The organism is Collinsella aerofaciens (genome assembly GCF_005844325.1).
Taxonomy (GTDB): domain Bacteria; phylum Actinomycetota; class Coriobacteriia; order Coriobacteriales; family Coriobacteriaceae; genus Collinsella; species Collinsella aerofaciens_G.
Genome location: NZ_SPFY01000021.1, coordinates 13,607 through 39,333, shown reverse-complemented (window position 1 = coordinate 39,333; position 25,727 = coordinate 13,607). Strand labels below are relative to the sequence as shown.

General features: G+C 60.0%; 20 protein-coding genes. 11 read left to right on the top strand and 9 right to left on the bottom strand.

The window, feature by feature from the left end:
• Window positions 1-325 precede the first annotated feature (325 nt).
• Entirely contained in the window at window positions 326-913 is a 588-nt protein-coding gene (pdxT, locus tag FGQ61_RS07270; protein WP_138375090.1) for a pyridoxal 5'-phosphate synthase glutaminase subunit PdxT, read from the bottom strand.
• A 20-nt stretch (window positions 914-933) separates the two neighbouring features.
• Window positions 934-1,824, bottom strand: coding sequence for a pyridoxal 5'-phosphate synthase lyase subunit PdxS (pdxS, locus tag FGQ61_RS07265; protein ID WP_022094325.1), 891 nt, complete (start codon window positions 1,822-1,824; stop codon window positions 934-936).
• A gap of 145 nt (window positions 1,825-1,969) precedes the next feature.
• Here pdxS and pdxR point away from each other — a divergent pair, with 145 nt between their 5' ends.
• Entirely contained in the window at window positions 1,970-3,385 is a 1,416-nt protein-coding gene (pdxR, locus tag FGQ61_RS07260) for a MocR-like pyridoxine biosynthesis transcription factor PdxR (RefSeq protein ID WP_138375089.1), read from the top strand.
• Between the two features lie 72 nt (window positions 3,386-3,457).
• Here pdxR and FGQ61_RS07255 read toward each other — a convergent pair whose 3' ends face one another.
• On the bottom strand, window positions 3,458-4,018 hold the full coding sequence (locus FGQ61_RS07255) for a ferritin family protein (RefSeq protein WP_022094328.1): 561 nt from the start codon (window positions 4,016-4,018) through the stop codon (window positions 3,458-3,460).
• Between the two features lie 257 nt (window positions 4,019-4,275).
• Between FGQ61_RS07255 and FGQ61_RS07250 the strand changes: the two genes are divergently transcribed.
• From FGQ61_RS07250 to FGQ61_RS07225, 6 genes are all read left to right on the top strand, one after another.
• Window positions 4,276-5,496 carry an iron-containing alcohol dehydrogenase gene (locus FGQ61_RS07250; protein WP_138375088.1) on the top strand — a complete coding sequence of 407 codons (1,221 nt, stop codon included), beginning with the start codon at window positions 4,276-4,278 and terminating at the stop codon, window positions 5,494-5,496.
• Window positions 5,497-5,504: 8 nt separating this feature from the next.
• Window positions 5,505-6,884, top strand: a complete 1,380-nt coding sequence (locus tag FGQ61_RS07245) for an aldehyde dehydrogenase (RefSeq protein ID WP_138375087.1) — start codon at window positions 5,505-5,507, stop codon at window positions 6,882-6,884.
• A 423-nt stretch (window positions 6,885-7,307) separates the two neighbouring features.
• The gene (locus FGQ61_RS07240) at window positions 7,308-7,634 is read left to right on the top strand and encodes an HIRAN domain-containing protein (protein WP_138375086.1); all 327 of its coding nucleotides are present in this window, start codon (window positions 7,308-7,310) and stop codon (window positions 7,632-7,634) included.
• An 18-nt stretch (window positions 7,635-7,652) separates the two neighbouring features.
• Complete coding sequence (locus tag FGQ61_RS07235; RefSeq protein WP_138375085.1) at window positions 7,653-7,832, top strand: hypothetical protein; 180 nt, start codon at window positions 7,653-7,655, stop codon at window positions 7,830-7,832.
• A 66-nt stretch (window positions 7,833-7,898) separates the two neighbouring features.
• On the top strand, window positions 7,899-8,444 hold the full coding sequence (locus FGQ61_RS07230; protein WP_229025943.1) for a metallophosphoesterase: 546 nt from the start codon (window positions 7,899-7,901) through the stop codon (window positions 8,442-8,444).
• 150 nt (window positions 8,445-8,594) lie between these two features.
• Complete coding sequence (locus tag FGQ61_RS07225; protein WP_138375083.1) at window positions 8,595-10,352, top strand: DUF2130 domain-containing protein; 1,758 nt, start codon at window positions 8,595-8,597, stop codon at window positions 10,350-10,352.
• 74 nt (window positions 10,353-10,426) lie between these two features.
• Here the strand turns inward: FGQ61_RS07225 and FGQ61_RS07220 are convergent, their stop codons facing one another.
• The 3 genes from FGQ61_RS07220 to FGQ61_RS07210 form a co-directional block, all read right to left on the bottom strand.
• Window positions 10,427-13,108 (bottom strand): DEAD/DEAH box helicase, encoded by a 2,682-nt coding sequence (locus tag FGQ61_RS07220; protein ID WP_138375082.1) that lies wholly within the window; start codon window positions 13,106-13,108, stop codon window positions 10,427-10,429.
• A gap of 267 nt (window positions 13,109-13,375) precedes the next feature.
• Complete coding sequence (gene trmB / locus FGQ61_RS07215; RefSeq protein ID WP_138375081.1) at window positions 13,376-14,257, bottom strand: tRNA (guanine(46)-N(7))-methyltransferase TrmB; 882 nt, start codon at window positions 14,255-14,257, stop codon at window positions 13,376-13,378.
• 118 nt (window positions 14,258-14,375) lie between these two features.
• Window positions 14,376-15,248 carry a class I SAM-dependent methyltransferase gene (locus tag FGQ61_RS07210; protein ID WP_138375080.1) on the bottom strand — a complete coding sequence of 291 codons (873 nt, stop codon included), beginning with the start codon at window positions 15,246-15,248 and terminating at the stop codon, window positions 14,376-14,378.
• A 267-nt stretch (window positions 15,249-15,515) separates the two neighbouring features.
• On the opposite strand from FGQ61_RS07210, the gene FGQ61_RS07205 reads away from it, so the two are divergent.
• The 4 genes from FGQ61_RS07205 to FGQ61_RS07190 all read left to right on the top strand — a co-directional run bounded on the left by FGQ61_RS07205 (window position 15,516) and on the right by FGQ61_RS07190 (window position 20,017).
• Entirely contained in the window at window positions 15,516-16,238 is a 723-nt protein-coding gene (locus tag FGQ61_RS07205; RefSeq protein ID WP_138375079.1) for a helix-turn-helix domain-containing protein, read from the top strand.
• Window positions 16,235-17,134, top strand: coding sequence for a DUF4097 family beta strand repeat-containing protein (locus tag FGQ61_RS07200; protein ID WP_138375078.1), 900 nt, complete (start codon window positions 16,235-16,237; stop codon window positions 17,132-17,134). The genes FGQ61_RS07205 and FGQ61_RS07200 overlap by 4 nt, the downstream gene beginning before the upstream one ends.
• Window positions 17,135-17,233: 99 nt before the next feature.
• A complete protein-coding gene (locus tag FGQ61_RS07195; RefSeq protein WP_138375077.1) occupies window positions 17,234-19,138 on the top strand; it encodes an elongator complex protein 3 in 1,905 nt (634 codons plus the stop codon).
• On the top strand, window positions 19,139-20,017 hold the full coding sequence (locus FGQ61_RS07190; protein ID WP_138375076.1) for a spermidine synthase: 879 nt from the start codon (window positions 19,139-19,141) through the stop codon (window positions 20,015-20,017).
• 26 nt (window positions 20,018-20,043) lie between these two features.
• On the opposite strand, the gene FGQ61_RS07185 is transcribed toward FGQ61_RS07190, so the two are convergent.
• From FGQ61_RS07185 to FGQ61_RS07175, 3 genes are all read right to left on the bottom strand, one after another.
• Entirely contained in the window at window positions 20,044-22,488 is a 2,445-nt protein-coding gene (locus tag FGQ61_RS07185) for a DEAD/DEAH box helicase (protein WP_138375075.1), read from the bottom strand.
• A gap of 116 nt (window positions 22,489-22,604) precedes the next feature.
• Entirely contained in the window at window positions 22,605-23,900 is a 1,296-nt protein-coding gene (locus tag FGQ61_RS07180) for an ATP-binding protein (RefSeq protein WP_138375074.1), read from the bottom strand.
• The gene (locus FGQ61_RS07175; RefSeq protein WP_249360958.1) at window positions 23,893-25,653 is read right to left on the bottom strand and encodes a TerB N-terminal domain-containing protein; all 1,761 of its coding nucleotides are present in this window, start codon (window positions 25,651-25,653) and stop codon (window positions 23,893-23,895) included. Before FGQ61_RS07175 ends, FGQ61_RS07180 begins: the two co-directional genes overlap by 8 nt.
• Window positions 25,654-25,727 lie beyond the last annotated feature (74 nt).

Genomic DNA, 25,727 nt, shown 5'->3' with positions numbered 1-25,727 from the left:
CACGAGCGGGGGCTCCTATCTTTTTAGTGCCCTCGGATTGGGTCATAGTGTCTGTCGGTACCAAAACATCGGCGTTGCCTTGATCCAAACCTGCCAAAAAGGGACAGGTTTATTTTGGTCGGTTTTATCTGGGCAAACGTGGTCGTCTATCGCAATGTAGTCGTTGGGGACGTTCTTGTTTGACTAGTCGTTAAAGAACGTCTCCAATGACTAGTCAGAATGAGAGTGGATAATCTCCCGGTTTTGGCCTGAATGTTGGCTCAAAGTGGGAGATTATCCACTCTCAATTTGTAAGTGTCCGAAAATCCACGCTCGTTTTATCTGCCTACATTTGCAGGAATAGTTCGTGGAGACGGGTGTCCTCGTCGAGTTCGGGGTGGAAGGTTACGCCGAGCTGGTTGCCCTGACGGGCGGCGACGATTTGCCCGTCGACTTCGGCTAAGGCCTTGGCGTCACCGTGGACCTCGACGATGCGGGGCGCGCGGATAAACGTCAGCGGCAGTTTACCGTCGATGCCGGCTACCTGCCCCTTGGTCCGAAAGCTGCCGAGCTGTCGGCCGTAGGCATTGCGCTCGACCAGCACATCCATGGTTGCCAGGCGAGGCGTGCCCTTGTCATCATGGGTGGCGAGGTCGTGAGCCAGTAGAATCAGGCCGGCACAGGTGCCCATTACGGGCATGCCCTCAATAATGCGGGCGCGAAGCTCGTCGAGCATGCCCAACTCATCAAGCAGCTTGCCTTGAACGGTAGACTCGCCGCCGGGAAGTACCAGGCGATCAAAGTTCTGCTTCAAATCGGCTGCCTGCCTCAGCTCAATACAATGTGCGCCTAGCTCGGACAGCCTTGCCTCGTGCTCGGCAAAAGCGCCTTGGACCGCCAGCACGGCGACCGTCTGGTCTGCGTAATCGCTCATGTGCGATCCTTTCTGCCGGACTAGCGCCCGCGCTCCTCCATGATGATTTCGATTTCGTCGGCGTTGATGCCGACCATGGCCTCACCCAGGTCCTCCGAAAGCTCGGCGATGAGCTTGGCATCGGTGAAGTTGGCGACGGCCTTGACGATGGCGGCGGCGCGCTTGGCGGGGTCGCCGCTCTTAAAGATGCCCGAGCCCACAAAAACGCCCTCGGCACCCAGCTGCATCATCAGTGCGGCGTCGGCGGGGGTCGCCACGCCGCCAGCGGCAAAGTTCACGACGGGGAGCTTGCCCGTGGCGTGGACCTCGCGTACCAGCTCGACCGGAACCTGCAGCTGCTTGGCCGCCTCAAAGAGCTCGTCGTCGCGCAGGGCAACAACGTCGCGGATCTGCTTCTGAATCTTGCGCATGTGGCGCACAGCCTGGACGACATCGCCCGTGCCCGGCTCGCCCTTGGTGCGGATCATCGTAGCGCCCTCGGCAACGCGGCGCAGCGCCTCGCCCAGGTCGCGGGCACCGCAGACAAACGGCACGTCAAACTGGGTTTTGTCGATGTGGTAGACATCGTCAGCGGGGGAGAGGACCTCGGACTCATCGATGTAGTCAATCTCGATGGCCTGCAGGACTTGGGCCTCGACGATGTGGCCGATGCGGCACTTGGCCATGACGGGGATGGAGACTGCCTCCTGAATGCCCTTGATCATCTTGGGGTCACTCATGCGCGACACGCCGCCGGCGGCGCGGATGTCAGCCGGGATACGCTCGAGGGCCATGACGGCGCAGGCGCCTGCCTCCTCGGCGATGCGTGCCTGCTCGGGCGTGGTGACGTCCATGATGACGCCGCCCTTGAGCATCTGCGCGAGCTCGCGGTTGAGTTTGACGCGATCGGCCTTGCTGGTCTGTTCTGCCATGGTTGCTCCCTTGGTTGGCATGTGTATTGCTTGACGGAACATCCTATAGGGGAGCTGGGTATGGCGGAATACTCAGTTTTCGAGATAATAACAAGGTCAGACTAATACCAGATTGAATGACACGATAAGGTCAGGTGGCAAACTCATGCTTGACTACAATTTGGAACAACGTGGCGGAGCATCGCTCTATGAGTATGTTTACCAGCAAATTCGAGACGATATCGTCGCCGGCCGCATTGCCGCGGGAGAGCACCTGCCCTCCAAGCGTGCCTTTGCCAGTCATCTGGGAATTAGCGTTATTACTATCGAGAATGCATATAGTCAGTTACTTGCCGAGGGCTATATTTGCTCAAAGCCGCGTCGTGGCTACTACGCGTGCGAGCTTCCCGAAGCCCCGGTTCTGGCTTCGGCTGCGGAGGATGCCGATCGAGATGCTGCTCCAGCGAGCTTTGGCGTTCATGACTCCTATGGACAGCCTGAACAATTCGCCGCGCTTTCTCCTTCCGCCTTGGAAGCCGCACGTCTCTGGCAAAGTGCTCTGCGGGCGACGTTGACGTCCGAAGATGAGCGCGAAATCTTCTCGCCCGCACCTGCGCAAGGCACCGCTCGGCTGCGACGCGCGATCGCTCATCATTTGCGCGGGACGAGGGGCATGAATGTCAATCCCGACAATATCGTCATCGGTGCGGGCGCCCAGTTGCTCGATACCATGTTGGTCCAGCTGCTTGGCGCGGACAAGGTGTACGCCGTCGAAGACCCGGGCTACCTGCGACTGACGCGCATCTATCAGGCCATGGGCTGCAAGGTGCGGCATATTCCGCTTGATGGTGAGGGCGTTAACTTGGGCGAGCTGCTCGATGCCGGGGCGGATATTCTTCACCTAATGCCGTCTCATCAATATCCGACTGGCCTGGTGACAAGTATCGCGCGCCGCTATGCGCTCCTGAGCTGGGCTGCCGAGCAGCCGGGTCGATATCTCATTGAGGACGACTTTGATTGCGAGTTTCGTCTGGCCGGCAAGCCGATCCCGGCGCTCGCATCGATCGATGCCGCCCAATCGGTCATCTACACTAATACCTTTTCGAAAAGTCTGTCATCGGCCCTGCGCTTGGCGTATATGGTCCTGCCCGATCAGCTCATGGAACGATTTAGGCGTGAGCTTGGTTTTTACGCCTCGTCGGTCAGCTCCGTAGATCAGGTCGCGTTGGCCCGCTTGCTCGAATCGGGCGATTACGAGCGCCATGTGAACCGGGTGCGCGTTCGTGCTCGTGAGGCGCGCGATGGTCTGGCGGCAATTGTGCGCAAGGCGTTTCCGACAGGGGAGGTGTCGATCGAGCATGCAGACGCGGGCCTTTACTGCACTGTTGCCCTGGCCGAGGACAAGGCAGGGGAGAGTTTCGCGAAGGCTCTCGCTGACGCTCGTATTTCCTATGTCAACATCGCCGATTGCCTGTGGACGGGTGATCGGGCATCGACTAAGAACGCTCCATCTCGCGTCCTCATACAATACGACGACCTGAGCTCTCAGTCGCTCAGTGTTCTTCAGGAGCAACTGCAATAAGCCAACGAAAAGGCCCGAACCAATACGGTCCGGGCCTTCTTCGAGCTAGATGTTATGTCTCAGGCGGTTGGCTTAGCCAAAGTAACGCTTGAGCAGGCCGGCGAAAGCCTTGCCGTGGCGAGCTTCGTCGCGAGCCATCTCGTGCACGGTGTCGTGGATGGCATCGAGACCAGCGGCCTTGGCGCGCTTGGCAAGATCGGTCTTGCCGGCGGTGGCGCCGTTCTCGGCCTCAACGCGCATCTCGAGGTTCTTCTTGGTGGAGTCGGTCACGACCTCGCCCAGGAGCTCGGCGAACTTGGCGGCATGCTCTGCCTCCTCGTGGGCAGCCTTCTCCCAGTACAGGCCGATCTCGGGATAGCCCTCGCGATGAGCGACGCGAGCCATGGCCAGGTACATACCGACCTCGGAGCACTCGCCCTCAAAGTTGGCGCGCAGGTCGGCAACGATGTCCTCAGAGACGCCCTCCATCTTGGCGACGCCTACGACGTGCTCGGCAGCCCACTCGAGCTGGCCCTCCTCCTGCTTCAGGAAGCGAGAACCGGGAACGCCGCACTGGGGGCACTTAAAATCCTCGGGCAGCTGGTCGCCGTCGAACTCTTCCACATAACCGCAAACGGGGCAAACAAACTTCATGATTCGATCCTTTCGATCGATGGCGATGGCGCGCTCGTCCGGTCCCGTAAGGGCCCTCTCCGGACGTGCGTCTTGACGGGTTCTATTATCCATAAATGCAACTAAATGTGAAGCCTATTAGGAATGATTTTTAATAAAACAATTTTAAGCATGTGAAGATGTTGATTGATTAACGATTGGCAAGCCATATGCGGACGCCGATGAGTACAATCGGTCGAGCAAATGTTGACCCATCAACAAATGAGGGAGCTTCCTTTATGCATCTAGCCCGTCGTGCCTGGTGCCGAACGTATCAAACGGTTTTTCGCATTGCATTGCCGGTGCTGCCCTATACCGAGCCACGCATTCTGGAGCACGCCGAGGATGTGCCCGCAGTGCTTCGGGCGCGTTCGATACAGCGGGTCCTTATCGTGACGGATCCCGGTATTGCCCGCCTGGGGCTCACGGCACCGCTCGAGACGGCGCTCGCGTCCAAGGGAATCGGCGTTGCGATCTATGCCAAAACATCAGCGAACCCCACGGTCTCAAACGTGGAGGAAGCGGCGTCTCTGTATCGAGCGCGCGCCTGCCAGGCCATTATCGGCTTTGGCGGCGGTTCTGCCATGGACTGTGCCAAGGGCATGGGTGCGCGCATCGCGCAACCCAACAAACCCATCAACAAGATGCGCGGCCTGCTGCGTGTCCATCGTCGCCTGCCGCTGCTCATCGCCGTTCCCACCACGGCGGGCACGGGAAGCGAGGTCACGCTTGCAGCGGTAATTACCGACGACGAGACGCACTACAAGTACCCCATCAACGACTTTGTGCTGATCCCGCGCTATGCGGTGCACGACCCCGAGTTTACGCGCGGCCTGCCCGCCTCCATTACGGGGCAAACGGGTATGGACGCCCTGACGCATGCCGTCGAGGCCTTTATCGGGCGCAGCACCACGCCCTATACGCGCAAGATGGCGCGCCAGGCGGTGCAGCTCATCCACGACAATTTGCTCGAGGCCTATGAGCATGGCGATGACATGCGTGCGCGCCGCAATATGCTTTCGGCGGCGTATAAGGCGGGTGTTGCCTTTACGCGCTCCTATGTTGGATACGTCCATGCCATCGCGCACAGCCTGGGCGGGCGTTACGGGATTCCCCACGGCTTGGCCAACGCCATCATCTTGCCGCACATGCTTCGTGCCTATGGCGAAGCCGCTGCTCCTAAACTCGCCGATCTCGCCCGCATGGCCAGTATCGCGCCGGCTAACGCGCAGGACAGCCTGGCGGCCGAGGCCTTTATCGATTGGGTCGACCGCATGAACGAGGCCCTGGGAATCCCCAAATATGTCTCGGGTATTCGCCGCTCCGATATTCCGCAAATGGCGACGCATGCCGATGCCGAGGCCAATCCCCTGTACCCCGTTCCGCTATTAATGGACCGCTTGGAGCTCGAGCGTATGTATGAAGTCGTTGCAGGTGGTATGTTTGAGGGCGAGAACTAGGAGGGTCCATGAACACCGAGGAAATTGCGTGCATCGTCGGCGATCAGCGCGCCTACTTTAAGACGCACGCCACGTTTGATGTCGATGCTCGACGTCGTGCGCTCGTGAGTTTACGCGATGCAGTGCGGGCCCACGAGGCCGATATTGCCCATGCGCTCAAGACCGATTTGGGAAAGTCGCATGACGAGGCGTATATGTGCGAGATCGGCACCTCGCTTTCCGAGATTCGTTATCAGATTGCGCATGTGGCTCGATGGAGTCGCTCGCGTCTGCGTCCGTGTGACCTCGCCAACGCCGTGAGTGTGTGCAAGACGCAGTCCGTGCCCTATGGCGTCACGCTCATCATGGCTCCGTGGAACTACCCGTTTTTGCTGACGCTCGAGCCGCTCGCTGGCGCCCTTGCCGCGGGCAATACCGTGGTCATCAAGCCGAGCGCCTATGCTCCGGCATCGAGCGCGGTGCTCAAGCAAATCTGTGAAAAGGCATTTGATCCGCGCCTGGTGACGGTTGTCGAGGGCGGACGCGCCGAGAACGAGGCGCTGCTCGATGAATGCTGGGACAAAATTTTCTTTACCGGTAGCGTTCCGGTCGGCAAGCTCGTCATGGAGCGCGCAAGTAAAAACCTTACGCCCGTGACGCTTGAGCTGGGCGGAAAGAGCCCCTGCATCGTGGATGCGACGGCAAACTTGAAGGTTGCAGCACGGCGTATCGCCTTTGGTAAATGGCTCAACGTGGGGCAGACCTGCGTGGCGCCCGACTACCTGCTGGTCGATGCGCACGTGCACGACGAGCTGCTGGACCTTATCAAGGAGGAGGTCCGCCGTATGTTTGGCGAGCATCCGCTCGATAACGAGGACTACGGTCATATCGTCAACGCCAAGCATTTCGCGCGTGTGCGCGGGCTAATCGATCCCGATAAGGTCGTGCTTGGAGGTGCCGCGCGCGAGGCTTCGCTCAAGATCGAGCCGACGATTTTGGACGGCGTGGCGCCTGAGGACGCCGTGATGCAGGAGGAGATTTTCGGCCCCATCTTGCCGGTGCTGACGTTTGAGAGCCTAGACGAGGCCGAGACGTTTATTACGGATCGTCCAACGCCGCTGGCCCTGTATATCTTTAGCCGGGACCGTGCGGTTCAGCAGCGCTTTGTGCGCTACGTGCCCTTTGGCGGCGGCTGTGTCAACGACACGATTATGCACTTGGCTACGAGCCATATGGGCTTTGGTGGCATGGGCGCGAGCGGCATGGGGCAGTACCATGGCCGCGAGAGCTTCGATACGTTTAGCCACAAGAAGAGCATCGTGAACAAGGCAACCTGGTTGGACGTGCCGTTTCGGTATGCGCCCTACGCAAGCTGGAAGCACAAATTCGTGCGCATGTTTGTGCATTAGGAAATGGCAGGTAATACGAACAAGTGTTCCTATTACCTGTCATTTACGTTATACTACTGCTATGGGGTACGGATGGGCCAACTCCCTTTAGAAGGGAATTGGTATGAACGTAAGCGATGTTATTTCGTTACTGGCGTTGTTAATCGCGGCTATCGAACTCGGCCTGTTTATCGGCCGAATGAAATAGCCGCCCCCGCGTAAGCGAAGACGGCCACTTCTCACGATGAAAACGTGTATCGGAGTTGGCAAGACCCGCTGCAACGGGTGCCATCCGTACCCCTATCTTATCTGCAAGCGCTCTGTCTCGCAAGCGTTGCGGCAAGCGATTGAAAGACGCGGGCAGGATGAATTTGTGTCCGCACGGGCTCGTAGACTTCTCAGTACGGTTAAGCGCCGGTTTATCCGGCCGTTAGAGGAGCTGCCATGTACGAGCCTTCACGTGTGCTTCTGTCGTTTCATGTCGCGGGATTTCAGTATGCCGACGGTGCCTTGGTCTTGGGCGATCTTAAAGTGGGCGATAAGCTGACGCTGCGTGCCGAGCGCGATAATCCCCATGACCCCGAGGCGGTTGCGATCTATTACGGCAAGACCAAGCTCGGCTATGTTCCGGGAAACGAGGTCGGCCCGCTGTCCTTGATGATGTATTACGGTCACGAGGACGTATTTGAGGCCCGCGTGCAACAGGTTGCTCCCGAGCGCAGCCCGTGGCATCAGGTGCGCGTTGGACTCTACGTGGTGGATGCTCGCTAATCGGTAAGGGAGACTGCCATGTTTGATAACGATGATCTGTTTGATCTGGCAGACGATCCGTTTGAGTGGGATATGCTACTCGATGACAATGAGTTGGAGCGGGATCGTAAGAAGCGGCAGGATAAGAATGCCCAGGGTGACGCTTCGAAAAAGCAAGACAAGAGCCGCCGCGGACTGTTCGGCGGGTTCTTTGGATAACCGCCGCATCGCTGCGTCTGTATACTTAGCACGTGTTAGACGCGTTGCGAAATGAGGATACAGACGATGATGTGGTTTACCGCCGACCTGCACCTGGGCGATACGAATATCTTGCACGATATGGATCGGCCGTTTGATTCGGTCGAGGAGATGAACCGCAAGGTCATCGATGCCATCAATGAGTGCGTGGCGGCGGACGACCGTCTCTACATCCTGGGTGACTTTACCTATCGTTTGCCCCTGGCAGAGGCGGTGCGCCTGCGCGAGCGTATCGAATGCAAGAATGTGACGCTCATCCGTGGTAACCATGACGGCGACTGGGAAGATCCCGACGTACCGCAGATTTGGGAAGACGTGCGCGATTACCTGGAGATTGCTCCCGGCTATGCCAAGGGGCGTCGTCTGGTTATGAGCCATTACCCCATGCTCAGCTGGAATGGCAAGGCGCGCGGCGCCATCATGCTGCATGGACATATCCACAGCAGGGGCGACCGCACCAACGCACGCAACCGCGATCGCGAGCGCCCTATCTTTCGCTACGATGTCGGCCTCGACGCCAACGAGTACAAGCCCGTAAGTCGCGATCAAATCCTCGACTATTTTGGACTGTAATTCTCGAACCACCGCACAAACCGCGACAAAGGGGGCGGGCACCTTTGTCGTGGTTCTGGCGCCGTTGCCATTATGGCGGCGGCGCCTTTTTTGTCCGTGCGGCGCGGTAGAGTGTAGGCGATTGAAATTTGCGTCCATCGAGGAGCTGCTATGAATGAGATCAAGTGCCCGCATTGTGGCGAAGTTTTTAAGGTCGACGCGTCTGGCTATGCGGATATCATCAAGCAAGTGCGCGATGCCGAGTTTTCGCGCGATCTGGATGAGCGTGTGAAGGCAGTCCAGCGTGAGGGCGAGCAGGCGCTGGAGCTTGAGCGCTCGCGTTCGTCGGCTGCTTTGCAGGAGGCGGAGTCTCAGCGCAACGCTCAGCTTGTCGAGCAGAAGAATGCTGCGGCTCAACAGCTGGCACAAGAGGTCGCCAAGCGCGATGCTGAGCTTGCCGAACTGCGCGCCAAGCTCGAGGGCGCTGCCGCAGAGCGCGAGAGTGCAAGCCAGCGTGCGGCGGTTGAAGCCCGTGCCGACGCTCAAAAGGAGAACGCCAAGCTTCAGCGCGAGATCGACAATTTGCGCGCGCAGCTGGGACGCAAGGATGACGAAGCCAAGCTCGTCGAGTCGGCGGCGCGTAACGCTGCTCAAAACGATTTAGCCGCACGCGATGCGCAGATTGCCGAATTGCAGGCAAAGCTCTCCGCGGCGGATAAAGCCCAGGAGATGGCGCTTGCCGCCGCTGCGGCTGAGTCGAAACGCGAACTCGATGCCGCTCGCAGCGAGGCCGAGCGCGCGCTTGCTGACTATCGAGTGAAGGTACAGGAGAAGTTTTCCGCCGCAAAGACTCAGTCCATGCGCGAGGCCGAGGGCCTTCGTGCACAGCTTCGTGAGCAAGAACTTTCTGCAAAAATGGAGCTATCGAAGGCGGTCGCCGCGGCGGAGCGAGAGCGCGATGAGGCACGTGCCAAGCTGACGAGCGAGCTGGCGGTGCGCGATTCTCGCGAGGAGCAAGCCAAGGCGGCACATGAGCTCGAGCTTGCGCAGGCCAAGCGCGCGAGCGATGACCTGATTCGCTACAAGGATGAAGAGATTGAGCGCCTTAAGGACATGAAGGTCCGCCTGTCCACCAAGATGGTGGGCGAGTCGCTCGAGCAGCACTGCGAGACCGAGTTTAACCGTCTGCGCATGACGGCATTTCCTAACGCGTACTTCGAGAAAGATAACGATGCGTCCGAGGGTACCAAGGGCGACTTTATCTTCCGCGAGTGCGACGCAAGCGGTAACGAGGTCATTTCGATTATGTTCGAGATGAAAAACGAGAACGACGAGACCGCGACCAAGCACAAAAACGAGGACTTCTTTAAGAAACTCGATCACGATCGTCGCCAGAAAGGCTGTGAGTACGCGGTGCTCTGCACACTGCTCGAGCCCGAAAGCGAGCTCTATAACGCAGGGATAGTCGACGTGAGTTACCGCTATGAGAAGATGTACGTGATCCGCCCGCAGTTCTTCATTCCCATGATCACGCTGCTGCGCAACGCCGCCATGGGTTCGCTGCGCTATAAGCAGGAGCTGGCGGAGTACAAGCAGCAGAACATCGACGTCACGAACTTCGAGGCCAAGATGGAGAAGTTCAAGAACGACTTCGGCCGCAACTATGAGCTTGCGAGCCGTAAGTTCCAGACGGCGATCGAGGAGATTGACAAGACGATTAGCCATCTGCAGAAAACCAAGGAGGCATTGCTGTCCTCCGAGAACAATTTACGTCTAGCCAACAAGAAGGCCGACGATCTTACCATTCGCAAGCTCACCTGGGGCAACAAGACCATGAAGGCGGCGTTTGACGAGGCGCGCGGGGCTGCGACAGGGGCAAACGATGAGCCCGCCGAGGCGGATTCGTATGAGGTCGAGGATGCCGAGTAGGGGATAGCGTATAGTGCAAAAGCGGGGCCGCTGGCGATACTGCCAACGGCCCCGCTTCGTTCCAGTATGTACGGCTAGTCCTCGAGCAGGTCCTCGATAAAGCCGACGCGGTAGTTTTTGAAGATGACCTCGCCGCCGTCTTGCGTGGCATCCAGGTCGACATCGCCCATGATGCCAAAGTCGTGGTCGCCATCCTCGTCGGCAAAAATCTGGTGCACGTGCCACACGTGATCGGTCTTCTCGTCGCTCCCGTCGATGGTAAACATCGCGGCGCTGCGGGCATCTCCGTCGGTGAGGATTTCCTCGTGCTGCTCATGGTAGGCATCGAGCGCCTTTTGCCAGCGGACCTCGCTCATGCCCCAGTCCTCGTCGAGTTCGCCCAGGTCGCGAACGTGCTCGCGGGCGGCAAGGGTCACGCGGCGGAAGAGTGCGTTGCGCACCAGCAGCGTGCAGCCGCGACGGTCCGCAACGACCTCGTCGATGCCCTGCGGCGGCGCGGCGTCGAGGGCCGCCGGGTTGCCGGCGTTCTCCCACTCGTCCACCAGGCTCGAGTCGACCGAGCGTACCACAAAGCCGAGCCACGAAATGATGTCGCGCAAGCGCTCATCGCGCTTCTCAATGGGCACGGTGCGATCGAGGGAGCGGTAGGCCTCGGCTAGGTAGCGCAGCAGAATGCCCTCGGAGCGGGCGATGCCGAGCTTTTGGATATAGCCCTTAAAGTCGCTCGCGCTCTCCAACATGTCGCGCAGGACGCTCTTGGGCGAGAGCTGGTAGTCGTTGGCCCAAGGTACTTCCTGGCAGTACTTGTCGAAGGCGGCATCGAGCAAATCCTCGAGCGGCTTTTCGTAGGTGACATCCTGGATGCGCTCCAAGCGTTCCTCATATTCGACGCCGTCGGCTTTCATCTCGGCCATAGCGCGATCGCGTGCGGCACGTTCCTGTGCACGCAGCACTTGCTTGGGATCTTCGAGCGTTGCCTCGACCATTGAGATTAGATCCATGGTATAGGTCTCGCTCTCGGGATCGAGCAGCTCCAATGCGGCAAGCAAAAACGGCGAGAGCGGCTGGTCGAGCGCGAAGTCCTCGGGCAGATCAACCGTCAGTGCATAGTCGATGTCTGGTGCGGCGTCAGTCGGGGCGTCGGGTGCGGGCGGCACCTCGGTGCGAACGACGACGCCGGAATCGATGAGCGTGGCGAAGATTTCGTCGGCGCGAACCTCGAGCTTGGCCTTTTCCTCGGGAGTCTGCAGACTCGTCTCGATGAGGTCGTGCACGCGGGCTCGGGCATCGCCGCCCTGCTCGACCACGCTAATCACCATGGAGTGCGTGATGCGCAGGCGCGGCTTGAGCGTCTCGGGCTGCGTCTCGATCAGGCGCTCAAAGGTCTGCTTGTTCCAGGTGACAAAGCCCTCGGGGGCCTTCTTCTTTTTAATCTTGCGGAGTTTTTTGGGGTCGTCGCCCGCCTTGGCCATAAGCTTGGCATTCTCGATCTCGTGCTCGGGTGCCTCGGCGATCACCATGCCCTCGGTATCGAAGCCCGAGCGACCGGCGCGACCAGCGATCTGATGAAACTCACGGGCGCGCAGGCGACGCATCTTGTAACCGTCGAACTTGGTGAGCGCGGTGAGCACCACGGTGTGGATGGGTACGTTGATGCCGACGCCGAGCGTATCGGTACCGCAGATGACGGGCAGCAGGCCCTGCTGCGCCAAGCGCTCGACCAACAGGCGATAGCGCGGCAACATGCCAGCATGGTGCACGCCGACGCCGCAGCCGAGCAAGCGCTTGAGGATCTTGCCGAAGGCCGTCGAGAAGCTTGTCCCCTTTGCCGCTTCTTTGATGGCTTCGCGCTGCTCTTTGCTGGCGATGCCAAAATTGGCGAGCGACTGTGCCGTCGCAAGGGCGGCATCCTGGCTAAAGTGCACGATATAGAGCGGGGCCTCGCCGCGGCGCATGGCGAGCTCGACCGTGCCTTCGAGCGAGGTCGTCACATAGTCGTAGCTCAGCGGCACGGGGCGCGGGGCATCGACGACCAAGTCGCAGGTAGCGCCGGTGTGTTCCTCGAGTGAGGCGGCGATGGCAGTGACATCGCCGAGCGTGGCGCTCATGAGCATGAATTGCGTGTGAGGCAGGGTGAGCAGCGGTACCTGCCAGGCCCAGCCGCGATCGGGGTCGGCAAAGTAGTGGAACTCGTCCATGGCGACGCAGCCAACATCGGCATCTTCGCCCTCGCGCAGCGCGTCGTTGGCAAGGATCTCTGCCGTGCAGCAGATGACGGGTGCCTTGGTGTTGATATGCGTGTCGCCGGTGATCATACCGACGTTATCGCGGCCGAGCACCTGTACCAGATCGAAAAACTTTTCACTGACCAGAGCCTTGATGGGGGCCGTGTAATAACAGCGCTTGCCCTGCGCCATGCCCATAAAGAGCATGCCCAGCGCGACGAGCGATTTACCCGATCCGGTCGGAGTGCCCAGAATGACGTGATCGCCGGCTGCCAGGTCCATGAGGGCCTCTTCTTGGTGATCCCACAGCTCAATGCCGCGATCGCTCGTCCATTCAAAGAAGCGTTCGAAGGCCTGGTCGGGCGTGAGCCATGGTTCGGGCTCGCTGCCGTCCTCGGGCTCCCACCAGGTGGGGGAGAGCGCGCCGAGCGAGCCGAACTCGGCTTCGGTTCCCGTGCCGCCCGAGAATGAGCTGGCGGCCCCGGCGCCGGAGACGGTGCTGACGGCGGTATCTGTCGTGGTCTGTGCCATGTGTTTGCTTTCTCTCGCGATTGTCCGCCAACTATTATGGCGTAGCGTCGCATCGATGCGTTCGCAGGCAAGAAAATGCAGGAAATGGGCGTTCTGCCCAGCCGTTTGGTGCAGTTGCCAGCTAAGTGAGTAGACTTTTTGCAATATCGCGAGCACATGGCTTTTGCGCAAGGGCTCTACCTGCGGTTTTAGTATTGGTTATGCGGGTTGTGCTTGGCTATTGCAAAAAAGTCTACTCACTTAGATTTGAGGGACGTTTGCTGGCGCCTATTTGCGCTTGTTTGCCGAAGCTGCGACCATCAGAGGCCCCTGGGACTCTTGCGGTAGACGCTTCTTGCCCTTGCGGGCACGGTTTCTAAAGTTCTCGACGGCCTCTTCCATGCCCAGAGGCACATAGGCGAGCTCATCGAGGTTATCGGGCAGGTAGCAGGCTAGGCTTTGCTCCTGCGCGCGGCCCGCCGCGAGCTGTTCATCGCTGGGCTGCGCTCCAGGTGTGGCGCAAATGCCATAGACGGCGGCACCCATCTCGCGCGTGCGGCGCTCGTACTCGGTCTCGGGATGCTCGGGATGGTCGCGGCGGACGTCGTCGCTTACCCAAAGCGTATCGTAGCCGGCCGCGGCAAACTGTCCCAGGGCGTAATCGCGCAACGGCTTGCTATCGGTGCGCAGTGTGACGGTAGCGCCGGCTGAAAAGAGCGGGCGGTAGAGCATCAGATGGTCGACATGGACGAGTCGTTTTTTAGCGTACTTGGCCTTGGGCTGCGGCGTGGGAAAGTTAATGGTGATGGCATCGAGCTCGCCTGCGGCAAACAGCTGTGGCAGCGATGCGGCGCCTCGGGGCAGGACGAGTGCGTTGGATAGCCCCTGTTCGCAGATTTTCTGCGCGGCATAGGCGATGCAGATGGGCTCCTGGTCCATGCCGATAAAGAGGGTGTCGGGCTCGCGGTGGGCGCGCTCGACCAGATAGGTTCCCTTGCCACAGCCAAGATCCAGGTGAAGGTGTTCGAAGGGCTTGCTGCCAGCTGGCGCGCAAGCCTCGCGCCAATCTCCGGCATAAGCCTCGGGGTTCGTCTCGATCGCATCGGCGTAGCGCTCCAGGCGCTCCTCGAGCACAAAGTTCTTAGGCGTGCGAACGTGGACGGCTCCCATGAGGCTCCTTGGTCATAAGTATGGAACGCATAGCTGCGCGTTCCGTCAATGGGTTGAAAAAGGGTGGGCATAGTTTGCCCGAAAGATGCGGTGCGGCTCGGCGGCGAATCGTCGGTGCCTACAGACGTTTGAGAATCACATAGCGGTTGAGCTCGCCGCTGCGACCGTCGGCATGGAAGCGCTCAAGCTCGCGCACGGGGACCTCGCCGCTCTTGTAGAACGTACGGACGCCGCGCACCAGGTCGGTGATCTGCTGATCGTCAAAGTGATGGCAATAGCGGTAGGCGTGGCGGTCGTTTTGCCAGCCGATGAGGTGGTCGCCGGCTTCAAACTGCGCGGAATCGTAACCTTCAAACGGCGGGGTGAGCTCGGCACGGGCCTCGGCGCGAACGGCCTTGCGCGCCATGCGCTCGTCGTTCATAAACTCCCAAAAGCTGATGGCGATGATGCCGCCCGGGCGCGTCTGGCGCACCAGGGCGTCGAGCACGCGTACGCGGTACTCGCACGACGGCACGTGGTGCATAAAACCAAAGCAGACCGAGATGTCGGCGAGCGGGGCGTCGAAAAGCACGTCGGGTGTCTCGGCGGGGTTGAGCTTCATAAGGGCATCGAGCACGTCGAGTTCCTGGAAGTGCAGGTTGGGAATGCGCAGGGCGTGACCGTGCGCATCGATAGCCAAATCCTGACACGAGTCGACACCATAGAACTCAAACGGGCAGCTGGCATCTACCGAGGGGTTTGCGCCGTCGACGCCCTTGGCGGCAAGTGCGCCGCCGGCGGCAAAGTTCTCGAATCGCATATTGCCGCAGGCGAGATCGAAGACGCGGACGGGATGCTCAATCGTGGCGACATCGAGCTGTTCGAGCGCGATGTCCATGGTGCGCACCCAGCCGGGCCACGGGGCCTGGCGCGTATCGGAGAAGGAGGCGGAGTGCTCGCGATAGAACGTGTTGTTGAGCTGGATGAGCGATGAGGCGAAATCGCGGTTCACGGCGCGGAACTCCCTCCGTTGGCGGTGCGGAATTAACAGTACGACCATACTACCGTTAACGCCGCAACGGGGACAACCAAGCTACGGGTCATTGCTTTGTTTGGACACATTTCCGCAGCTCATATGCACCCGCAACCGACGGTTGTCAAAAATCTCACTAGAATAGGTGGCATGCTTTTGGCGGTGGCGGATAGATTTTTAACTGTGCAAGGCGCCTTAAGAAGAAAAACGGTCCGGCGGCACGGCTGGCATCACATAGGAGGAACCATGAATGTAGAAACTGCGCAGCGGCTCGCCGACCTTCGTCGCAGCAAGGGTTTTAGCCAAGAAGGGCTGGCACGAAAGCTGGGACTGTCGCGCCAAGCAGTCAGTAAATGGGAGCGCGCGGAGAGCTCGCCCGATACCGAGAACCTGATCTCGCTCGCCAAGCTCTATGGTGTGAGCTTGGACGAGCTGCTCAATCCGAGCGATGAGATTGAGGACGATATCGAGTTTGAGAACGAGGACCGTGCCCGTCAGCGCGAGGCCGAGGCGGCAGATCGCGCCCGTACCCATGAGGCGGCGGCACGTGCCACCGAGGCGGCAACACAGGCGAGTGACGCCGCCGCCAAGGCGGCGCAAGCGGCAAGCTGGAGTGCGCAGGCCGCCAATGCCGCTACGGCGCAGGCGACGAGTGGCAGCGCAGTTGGCTCGACTCCGGTGAAGGGCCCGTTCCAGTCGTTCCCGTATTGGGCCGTGTGCTGGCTGCTGTTCTTTTTGCTGATGTTCCTGTTTGGTGCCGGCCCCTTTGCCGCACTGATCTTCTTTACGATTCCCATCTATCACTGGGTGGCGCGTGCGCTCGATGGCGATTGGGCGCGCGGGGATATTCAGGTTGGTTCGGCGTCGGTGGCGGTCAAGGCCCAGGGGAAGGATACTTCTGCGGAATCTGATGCTGACGTGGCTACCGCGACTACCGCTGAGCCGATTGCCAAAGAGAGTGATGAATGATGAAGCTTTCGCATGAATCCAAGGTACGCTTGGGCGTTGGCATCGGAGCGTTTGTGCTCATCATCGGGCTTGTCTTTGGCACTTCGCGGCTATTGGCTCATTCCGATATGGTGCGTACGACCGGTATTCTATCTGGCCATTTGTCTGATTTTGACGATATGTTTGACGAGGACGATTCCTTGAATAGCGGTAACTATTCTGCTCGGCCTCAGCAGCTTTCGAGCACGACTTTTGATGCCGATGAGTTCCGCTACCTCGATTTCGATATCGCTGCGGCTACGGTGGACGTCAAGGTTGTTGATGGCAACAAGGCTCGCGTTATCGAGCGGGGACACGTTGCCAATGGTATGGATGCCTCCAAGGCCGCGACGCAGAACATCGCATCCGTCGAGGACTCGACGCTCAAGGTTTCTCAGTTTGGAAGTGATGACGGTAAGGCAATTGACCGCTCGGTTACGGTTGAGCTGCCGCGCCGTGTTGCCGAACATCTGAAGGGAGTCAACGCGCACGTGGGCTCGGGCGATCTGCAGATTGCCGGTGTCACCTGTGATGGTTTCGACCTTTTCCTGGGTGCGGGAGATGTAGAGTTTGCGGGCAGCGTGACTGATGCGCTTAGTGCAGAGGTCGGGTCGGGCGATGTAACGTTCGAGCTCTACCAGGCCCCCGCGAAGTCGATGGACGTGAGTGTGGGCTCGGGCGATGTGGAGATGACGGTTCCGAACTCTACGGGCTTTAAGGCGAGCCTCACCTTGGGCAGCGGCGACTTCGAGAGCGATTTCCTTCCGCTTGGCTACGACGGCGAGACCATTTTGAATCTTGAATTCGATAACGGGGATAAGTCTGCTGTGTATAGTTTTGAAGTCGATTCGGGCGACATGTCGTTTGATTCGGAGTAGTGGGGCAGACGAAAGCCTAGGCGAAGATATAGACGCGCTGTTTGATGAAGGCGCCGAAGCCGAGATCGGCTTCGGCGCCTTTGCCCTTACAATGGGGGCATGGAACAGATTATCTTGAACATACTCGAGGCTCTGCGTCGCGGCGAGACCGTGGACGACAAAGCGCTCGTCAAACTGATACATGCCGAGGCGCGCCGTGAGGGTGCCGACAAACGCGATTTGGCCAAGCGCCGTCTGCTGCCGTTCTACCAGCGGGTTAAACGTGAGGAGCCGGCTCGGTGGGCTGCGTGGAATGTCGATTCCGATCTGGAGCGTCAACTGCTGCAGGTGCTGCGTATGAAGCCGCGCCGAACGGCCTCGGGCGTGGCGACCATTACCGTCATCACCAAGCCCTGGCCATGCTCGGGCGATTGCCTGTTTTGCCCCAACGATCTGCGCATGCCCAAGAGCTATCTGCACGCCGAGCCGGCATGCGCCCGTGCGGAGCAAAATTGCTTTGACCCGTATCTGCAGGTGAGCGCCCGTTTGACGGCGCTTTCGCAGATGGGGCATGCGACCGATAAGATTGAGCTCATTGTGCTCGGCGGTACCTGGAGCGACTATCCGCAAGGGTATCAGACGTGGTTTATGTCGGAGCTCTTCCGTGCACTCAATGATGATGCGGTGGCGGGCGTGGCGGCCAACCCCATGTTGGCGCGTCCGGGCATCAGCCGTGCCGAGGCGGGGCGCCTGCTCGATGACGCTCCCGCCGATGCCCTGCCGCCTGTGGTAGCAGAACGCCGCGAGCGCTATCGGGCCGCCGGCATTGCGACAGACGAGGTCGAGCTTGCTGCCGGCGTTGCCGACGAGCAGGAGCGTGTGGATGCTGCCGTGGGCGGCTATAACCGCGCGGTGCGTCGGCTGTACGGCCCTGGTACGCCGTGGGGCGAGGTTGCCGAGTGGCAAACGGCAACGATGGAGGAGCTTGAGCGTCAGCAGCGCATCAACGAGACGGCGAAGCATCGCGTGGTGGGGCTCGTTATCGAGACGCGCCCCGATGCCGTAACGCCGCAGGCGCTTACGCTCATCCGCCGCCTGGGCTGCACCAAGATCCAGATGGGTATTCAGAGTCTCGACCAACATTTGCTCGATATCAACGAGCGTCGCATTTCGGTGGCTCGGATCGAGCAGGCGTTTTCGCTTGCGCGCCTGTTTGGCTTTAAGATCCATGCGCATTTTATGCTCAACTTGCTGGGCGCCACACCCGAGGGGGACAAGCGCGACTACGAGCACTTTATGACTGAGGGGGCCTTTATGCCCGACGAGGTCAAGGTCTACCCGTGTGCGCTCATCGAGGGCTCGCGTCTGGTGGGCTGCTACGAGCGCGGCGAGTGGCGCCCCTATACCGAGGAAGAACTGCTCGATGTGTTAGCCGACGACATCGTGGTGACGCCGGCGTTCTGCCGTATCAGTCGCATGATCCGCGATTTTAGTTCCGATGACATCATGGTGGGCAACAAGAAGCCCAACCTGCGTCAGCTCGTTGAGAACCGCCTGGCTGCTCGGGGTGACGGTGCGACGGTGCGTGAGATTCGCTATCGCGAGATCAGTACCGCGGGTGCCGACCTGGATGAACTGTCTCTTGATGAGGTCGCTTACGAGACGCCGGTGACGCGTGAACGCTTTTTGCAGTGGGTGACGCCCGAAGGCAAGATCGCTGGCTTTTTGCGCCTGTCGCTGCCCGTTCGCGCTTTTGTTGCCGCGCATGCGGACGAGTTGCCGACGACGCCGGACGAGGCGATGATTCGCGAGGTGCACGTGTATGGCATGGCGGCACGCGTGGGTGACCAGGGCCAGGCGGCGCAGCATCACGGGTTGGGGCGTTTGCTCGTAGAGCGTGCGTGCGAGATTGCCCGGGATGCCGGCTATGCGCGCATCAACGTGATCAGCGCGATTGGTACGCGCGAGTACTATCGCCATCTTGGATTTTATGACCATGGCCTTTATCTGCAAAAGGAGCTCTAGATGAACAAGCCGAGTGTTTCTGCCGGCGTCGTTGCCGGCGTTGCTCTGGGAGCCGCGGCGCTTGGTGCGGCCGCTGTCGCTGTTCGTGTTGCCTGTCTGCAGGTTGCGCGAACCTGCAATGGGTTGGCGCGTGTGAAGCGCGTGCACGACGAGGGCGGCGACGAAGTCCGCGTATTGGTGCAAGGCGGCGTCTACCAAAGCGCGAGTTACGTTGGCGAGCGTTGGGCTGAGCCCGTCTTTGTGTACTATCGTGCGTTTGACGACGTGTTTGAGGCCGAGGGTGCAATGCACGACGCTTATGGTCACGGCATCGACCGTATGCTCATGCTGGGTGGCGGCGGGTTTGCCTATCCCAAGTTTGCGCTGATGTCGCACGAGGGCTTGCGCATGGACGTTATCGAGTATGACGGAGAGATTACGCGCCTGGCGCGCCGTTGGTTCTATCTGGACGAGCTGGAGCGCACGGTGGGCGACCGCTTGCGGGTGATTACTGCTGAGGCTCGCTCGTATCTGGGTGTGACGAGTGTGGGTCATCGTCGCTACGACGTGGTCGTGAGCGATTGCTTTGGCGGTGCCGAGCCCGTACGCGAGCTGGCGACCGTTGAGGCGTTGCGTCTAGTGCGGGGCAGCCTGAATGCCGGCGGCATCTACGTGGCCAATATCGTGAGCGCAAGCGAGGGGAGCGATGTGACGTTCCTGCGCGATTGCGCTGCCACGGCACTCGAGGTATTCGCCCACGCCTGGGTGGTCCCATGTGGCGATGCGGAGTTCGGCGGCGAGGAAAACTACCTGCTCATCGCCAGCGACGGCAACTACGCCTTTGCCGAAGCCGTGCCCTTCGACACCGACTTCCTCGGCACCGTCCTTCACGACAAATAAGTCTCCTCGTCCCAAAAAGACTGGTCTTAGGCGTGGTCGCGCCAGCCGAGAACGCGCTGCTTCATGCCTTCGATGTCGAGCACGCCTTCGGCAAAGCCCTTGCGCACGAGCTCTTCGGGAACAAACTCGTCGTAGCGGTCAAAGTAAGGCACCTCGCCGGGATAGACGAGGTCGATGGGGTCGAAGTCTTTCTCGGCTTCGGCGGCGAGCACTTCAAAGAACGTCTCCTCGTCGGCCTTCATCTTAAACTGCATAAAGTACGGGCGTGACGGGTCGAGTCCGCGAAGGCCCAGCTCCGCGGCACATTTAATCTTGAGCATGCGCTCGAGCGCCAAAAAGGCGTAGCTTCCCAACCAGGGGAAGAGCACCCAGGTGTCGCCGCCCAGGTTAATGAGCGGCTTGGTTCCCGCGCCCGAAATCTCGGCGGTATGACGAGCCTGCGCAAGGCGGGCCCGTGCGTTACCCATAAGGTACGGATATGCTGCGTGCTCGTTGAGCGCCTTGCGCATGCGCTCGAGTACGTGTGTATTGATATCACCGGGGCAGTCGCCAAAGTAGGCCGGCACCCGGCCCTTGACCTGCGTGGCAAAGACGGTGTGGCGCTTCCAGTCCACTTCCTCGACAATCCAGCAGTGTCCGGCGATGGCGATGCGCTCACCGGGCGGTGGCGGATTGACGATCGTGCCCAACTCGGCCGACTCACTGCGAACGGTGAACTCCTCGTTTTCCTGGAACACAGCGTAGAACTTAAAGTTGTTAATGATGCGCTCGCCCGCGAGGCCCACGATGAGTCCGCCGCCCTCGGTGACTTGGATATGGTCGATCTTGATGAGGTGGCGCAGCAGTACGCGATAGTCATCGGCCGAGATGCGATGGAAATAGCTAAGCGTGAGCACACGCTGGGCAAGCTCTGCCGGCGTGAGCTCTCCGGTGCTGGCAAGCGTCGACATAGTCTGGTGGTAGAGCAGGCTGTAGGGGAGTCGATCGAGCTCGGGCGGCTCGACCCACTTTTCCTCGCGATAGAGTTGTACGAGCGCGATGCCCTGCAAGAGCTTCCACGGAATGGTCTCGGGCATCATCGTGCGCGGCTCGGGCTCTTCCTCGCGCATGACAAACCACATCTCGGGCGGAAGATCGCGGCGCCCCGTGCGGCCCATTCGCTGCAAAAAGGAGCTGACGGTAAACGGCGCATCGATCTGAAACGCACGCTCCAGACGGCCGATATCGATACCGAGTTCCAGCGTAGAGGTGGTAACGGTCGTCTGTGCCTGTTCCTCGTCGCGCATAAGCTCTTCTGCCGTCTCACGCAACGATGCCGAAAGATTGCCGTGATGGATGAGGAAACGGTCGGGCTCGTGTCGACTTTCGCAGTAGCTACGCAGCATGGAGCATACGGCCTCCGCCTCTTCGCGCGAGTTGGCAAAGACCAGGCACTTGCGGCCGCGGGTGTGTTCGAAGATATAGCCCATGCCGGGGTCGGCGTTGTCTGGTGCTGTGTCGGTGGGGTTGAGTAATGCCTGTTCGGGTGCTCGGGGAATGTCGACTTCGCCCTCGGGGGCCGAGGAAGCGCGACTGTCCTTGGGGGCAGCCTTGCCCCGTGCCTGCTCGCGACGTTGGCGGCGTTCCTCCTGTGTGAGTTGTCCGCTATGGCGCATGTCTTGGGTGCTGACGGGCAGTGCCGCGGGTGCCGCTGCCTCAATGCGCTCGCATGCAAGCACTTCGGCCTCTTGAGGACCCATGCTCTTGAATCCCCGCTGCTGCGCCTGGGGACCCGAGTTGTAGAAGTGCTCCATGGAGATACGCCACACGCGGCGCGGTTCCTCAAAACGAGGGATAACGCAGTCGCGTCCCGTTCCCTGCGAGAGAAAGGCACCCGTGCGCTCGGGGTCGCCGATGGTAGCCGAAAGGCCAATGCGGCGGGGTTGTACGCCGGCCATGCGCGACAGGCGCTCAATAAGGCAGAGCGTCTGCCCGCCTCGATCGCCGCGCATAAGCGAATGGACCTCGTCGATGACGACGTAGCGCAGATCGCAGAACATGCGCGGAATCGCCATGTGCTTATGGATCAAGAGCGCCTCGAGCGACTCGGGCGTAATCTGCAAGATACCGCTCGGCTTTTTGATGAGCTTTGCCTTGTGCGACTGCGAAACGTCGCCATGCCAGTGCCAGACGGGGATGTCGGCTTCTTCGCAGAGGTCGTTGAGGCGGACGAACTGATCGTTGATGAGCGCCTTGAGGGGGCCAATGTAGAGGGCGCCCACGCTTGCGGGCGGGTTCTCCCAAAACTCGGTCAGGATGGGAAAGAAGGCCGCTTCGGTTTTGCCGGAAGCTGTGGATGCCGTTAGGAGCACATTGTCTTGTGTGTTAAAGATGGCATCTGCTGCCGCAACCTGGATAGAGCGCAGACTCTCCCAATCGTGGGAGTAGATGAAGTCTTGGATAAACGGGGCGTAGCGGTCAAAGGCGTTCACGGGGCCTCCTCTCAAAAGCGGAACTCTCAACGCGGTGGGCAGTGGCTCGCTACATTACTGTCTCGACGTTTGCCCAGATAAAACCTGTCAAAATAAACCTGTCCCTTTTTGGCAGGTTAGATGGTGAATTCGGCGAAGTTGCGATCGTCGGATGATGTGGGCGATTCGTTGGCCGGTGCCAGTGTGTCGCCGCCGACGCTTTGCAGCAGCTCGGCCACGTCGGCATCGGGGTTTTGGCACAGGATATCGAGCAACTCGATAAAGTCGCGGATGACCTCACGGGGCGTCAGGTGCGTGTCGGCTCCCACGCGGCCAAACTCAATCTTGAGGAAGTCCACCAGGTCGTTCTCGGTAAGCGTAGGCGTCCAGCCAAAGTAGCCGGCATGGATCTGCATGAGCTTTTCGATGAGCACCAGCAGCTCCTCATAGGTGAGCGGCTGCAGGCGAATGATGGGTGCGAGCATGTCTTTGAGGTCCTCGCGTGCAAAACGGCCCTGGGCGAGGCGGCTGCGCAGAGCCTCGTAGGAAAATACGCCGCGTCGACGGTCTTCGATGGAGGTTGGCGTGCCGCCCATGATCATGCCCAGGTACTGTGCCTTGCCTTGCAGTGTGTCGTTGTACATGGTCAGGATCTTCTCGTAGTTGTACTGGCGCGTGATGGCGTTGGGGATCTTGTACAGGTTTACGAGTTCGTCGATGAGCACCAGCATGCCCTTATAGCCGCTGCAGACCAAAAAGCGCGCGATGAGCTTGATGTAGTCGTACCAGTCGTCGTCGCTGATGATGGTCGAGGAGCCCAGCTCGGCGCGTGCCTCGCTCTTGGTGCGGTACTCGCCGCGAATCCATTTGGTCACGCGGCTCATGCTCTCTTCGTCGCCCTCAGAGACGGCCGTGCGATAGCGACGAAGCATGCGGACAAAGTCAAAACCGTGGACCATCTCCTCGAGCGGGGCAAGCTGGGCATTAACGGCTGACTCGTCGGTATTGGCGCACGAGGCGACCCAGCGATCCAGGATAAGGTTGAGCGCGCCGCCCTCGGGGCGCGTCTTGGTCGATATATTGCGGATGAGCTCGCGATAGGTGGCCAGACCCTGCCCCTGACCGCCCTGCAGGCGACGCTCGGGCGAAAGGTCGGCATCGGCGACGACGAAGCCCTCACCCATGGCGTGCGTACGGATGGTTTGGAGCAAAAAGCTCTTGCCGGCGCCGTAGCGACCGACCAAAAAGCGGAAGCTTGCGCCGCCATCGGCTATGAGGCTCAGGTCGGTGAGCAGGGCGCGGATCTCGACCTCGCGTCCCACGGTGATGTAGGGAAGGCCGATGCGCGGGACGACGCCGCCCTTGAGCGAGTTGAGAATGACGGCGGCGACGCGCTTGGGCACACGGGGTGCTGTGGATGTGGTATCACTCATGGTCTAGATATCCTCTCACGTCTGCTTCGTAGTCCTCGATTATCTGCGGTCCCGCCGCGCCGAATTCAATAACGGTGTCGCCCACGAGGTCAAAGAGCGCTTCGTTGATGTTGTCGACAAGCATGTCTTCGCTCTGGCCCGACCTCTCCACAGCCGATGCTGCCTGCGCCGCGTTCTGCTCGAGCAACGCACGAAGATAGTCTTCTGCGGCGTGGGCGAGTGCGGATGCGGTGCCGGCGGACATGGGCGTTGCGGGTGTGGGCTCGGGCGCGAGGAGCGGGGCCACGACACCAAACTGCTCGGTGGAGATGGTCGGCTCGTCAGCCTCATTCTGCTGCGTGGACGCTGCGGCCGGTTCGGCAATCATGTTTGCCGCGGGTTCGGCTTCCGGTTGCCCAGAATCTGCTTCCGCGGCTTCCGTAAGCGCATCGTCCTCGCGCTCCTCGTCGATCAAAAGCGCCTCGCGCGTCTGTGCTGCGGCGTTTCGGATATGCCCCAGCTGGCTCAGGTCGATATCGATCTTGACGGGCTGGTGTGCAGCGTCCCACGAAAGCCAGGCCACAATCTCATCGTCGATGATCTTGGCCAGATATTTGGGAACCTTTTCTTCCTTAAGGGGATGAGCGGGATCCAACGCCAAGCGCAAGCGCTGATCGCAGGCACGCATCATCTCGCCGAGCTTGCTGCTCTTTTGTCTGCTGCCGTGGATGCGCATGCATTCCCAAAAGCCGTTTTGGCAACGGTAGATATGGATGGGGTCCAGACGATATTCGCAGTCCTTGTGGCGCTCGGGGGCAAAGAAGACGGCCGAGGCAAACATGGTATAAGGCATGGCCGTCTCCTCCCCAAACAGGCTCGCCACAATGCCACTCTTTCGGTGCGTGTCATAGTAGCGGGCCATGCGGACATAGACGGCGCAAGCCACGTGTCGCAGGTCGCGATGGTGCGCATGGTTGATCCTTGAGTTGCCCAGGTTGTAGGTCGACAGCGCATTGATCGCAGCCATCAGTCGCTCCTCGCGCGCCTCATCGGGCGGCAGGGGGAGGGTCGGCTCGGAGGATTTGCGGCGTTTGGTTGCTGGTGTAGCGGGTGTAGGCAAGGGCTCGATATCGCGTGCCGCACGGCGCAGCTCAATGAGCGCCTTATCAAATAAGACCGTTTTGGAATCGCTGAGCAGTTTGGGATCGAGCCCGTGGAATACGGCGTAGTCCTGCAGCCATACGCGCGCGAACCGGTCGATGCCGGGCTCATAAGCTCGGTATGATTCCCAAAAGGCTTTGATTTTGCGGAAGCCGTCGAGCGGATTGTCTACACCGATGCCGCAGATGAGCTCGTAGAGATATAAAAAGGCGAAGGACGTGGACGTCTCTTCCACTTTTTTGCGGCGCACCTGGGCGCGCCAGGTAAAGTAGCCGCGCAGTTGTCGATCGCTCATGGCGTTGTAGGTGGGAAAGTACGACTTAAACGTGCCGTTGTAGGGACAATCGTCTTCGAAGTCGGCCATCAGTAAGCCCTGACGGTAAAAAAGCTCCGCCTCTGATAGCCAACGCCCCGCGCCGCCCTTGGGATCATCCTGCCAGCGCGATATCTCGCGCATCTTGCGGTACTGGTCGGGGAGGAAGTTCTGCATCTGTCGGCCGGTCTTGAGAATCGGCTCGTCAGCATAGATTTTATTTGAGAAGCGGGCGGACTGATGGGTCCGAGCCTCGGCCATAATGCGCTCGATGAGCATCTTGACGTCCTGGTCGGCCACCGCCCTCTCCTCTCCCTATACGGTGTCGGTGACCTCATATCATAGCACAGCATCAAACAGATGTTCGAAATGCC

What these genes read in the sequence shown, in the direction of transcription:
- pdxT (WP_138375090.1), bottom strand. Translation starts at nt 913, where the DNA reads ATGAGCGATTACGCAGACCAGACGGTCGCCGTGCTGGCGGTCCAAGGC.
- pdxS (WP_022094325.1), bottom strand. Translation starts at nt 1,824, where the DNA reads ATGGCAGAACAGACCAGCAAGGCCGATCGCGTCAAACTCAACCGCGAG.
- pdxR (WP_138375089.1), top strand. Translation starts at nt 1,970, where the DNA reads ATGCTTGACTACAATTTGGAACAACGTGGCGGAGCATCGCTCTATGAG.
- FGQ61_RS07255 (WP_022094328.1), bottom strand. Translation starts at nt 4,018, where the DNA reads ATGAAGTTTGTTTGCCCCGTTTGCGGTTATGTGGAAGAGTTCGACGGC.
- FGQ61_RS07250 (WP_138375088.1), top strand. Translation starts at nt 4,276, where the DNA reads ATGCATCTAGCCCGTCGTGCCTGGTGCCGAACGTATCAAACGGTTTTT.
- FGQ61_RS07245 (WP_138375087.1), top strand. Translation starts at nt 5,505, where the DNA reads ATGAACACCGAGGAAATTGCGTGCATCGTCGGCGATCAGCGCGCCTAC.
- FGQ61_RS07240 (WP_138375086.1), top strand. Translation starts at nt 7,308, where the DNA reads ATGTACGAGCCTTCACGTGTGCTTCTGTCGTTTCATGTCGCGGGATTT.
- FGQ61_RS07235 (WP_138375085.1), top strand. Translation starts at nt 7,653, where the DNA reads ATGTTTGATAACGATGATCTGTTTGATCTGGCAGACGATCCGTTTGAG.
- FGQ61_RS07230 (WP_229025943.1), top strand. Translation starts at nt 7,899, where the DNA reads ATGATGTGGTTTACCGCCGACCTGCACCTGGGCGATACGAATATCTTG.
- FGQ61_RS07225 (WP_138375083.1), top strand. Translation starts at nt 8,595, where the DNA reads ATGAATGAGATCAAGTGCCCGCATTGTGGCGAAGTTTTTAAGGTCGAC.
- FGQ61_RS07220 (WP_138375082.1), bottom strand. Translation starts at nt 13,108, where the DNA reads ATGGCACAGACCACGACAGATACCGCCGTCAGCACCGTCTCCGGCGCC.
- trmB (WP_138375081.1), bottom strand. Translation starts at nt 14,257, where the DNA reads ATGGGAGCCGTCCACGTTCGCACGCCTAAGAACTTTGTGCTCGAGGAG.
- FGQ61_RS07205 (WP_138375079.1), top strand. Translation starts at nt 15,516, where the DNA reads ATGAATGTAGAAACTGCGCAGCGGCTCGCCGACCTTCGTCGCAGCAAG.
- FGQ61_RS07200 (WP_138375078.1), top strand. Translation starts at nt 16,235, where the DNA reads ATGATGAAGCTTTCGCATGAATCCAAGGTACGCTTGGGCGTTGGCATC.
- FGQ61_RS07195 (WP_138375077.1), top strand. Translation starts at nt 17,234, where the DNA reads ATGGAACAGATTATCTTGAACATACTCGAGGCTCTGCGTCGCGGCGAG.
- FGQ61_RS07190 (WP_138375076.1), top strand. Translation starts at nt 19,139, where the DNA reads ATGAACAAGCCGAGTGTTTCTGCCGGCGTCGTTGCCGGCGTTGCTCTG.
- FGQ61_RS07180 (WP_138375074.1), bottom strand. Translation starts at nt 23,900, where the DNA reads ATGAGTGATACCACATCCACAGCACCCCGTGTGCCCAAGCGCGTCGCC.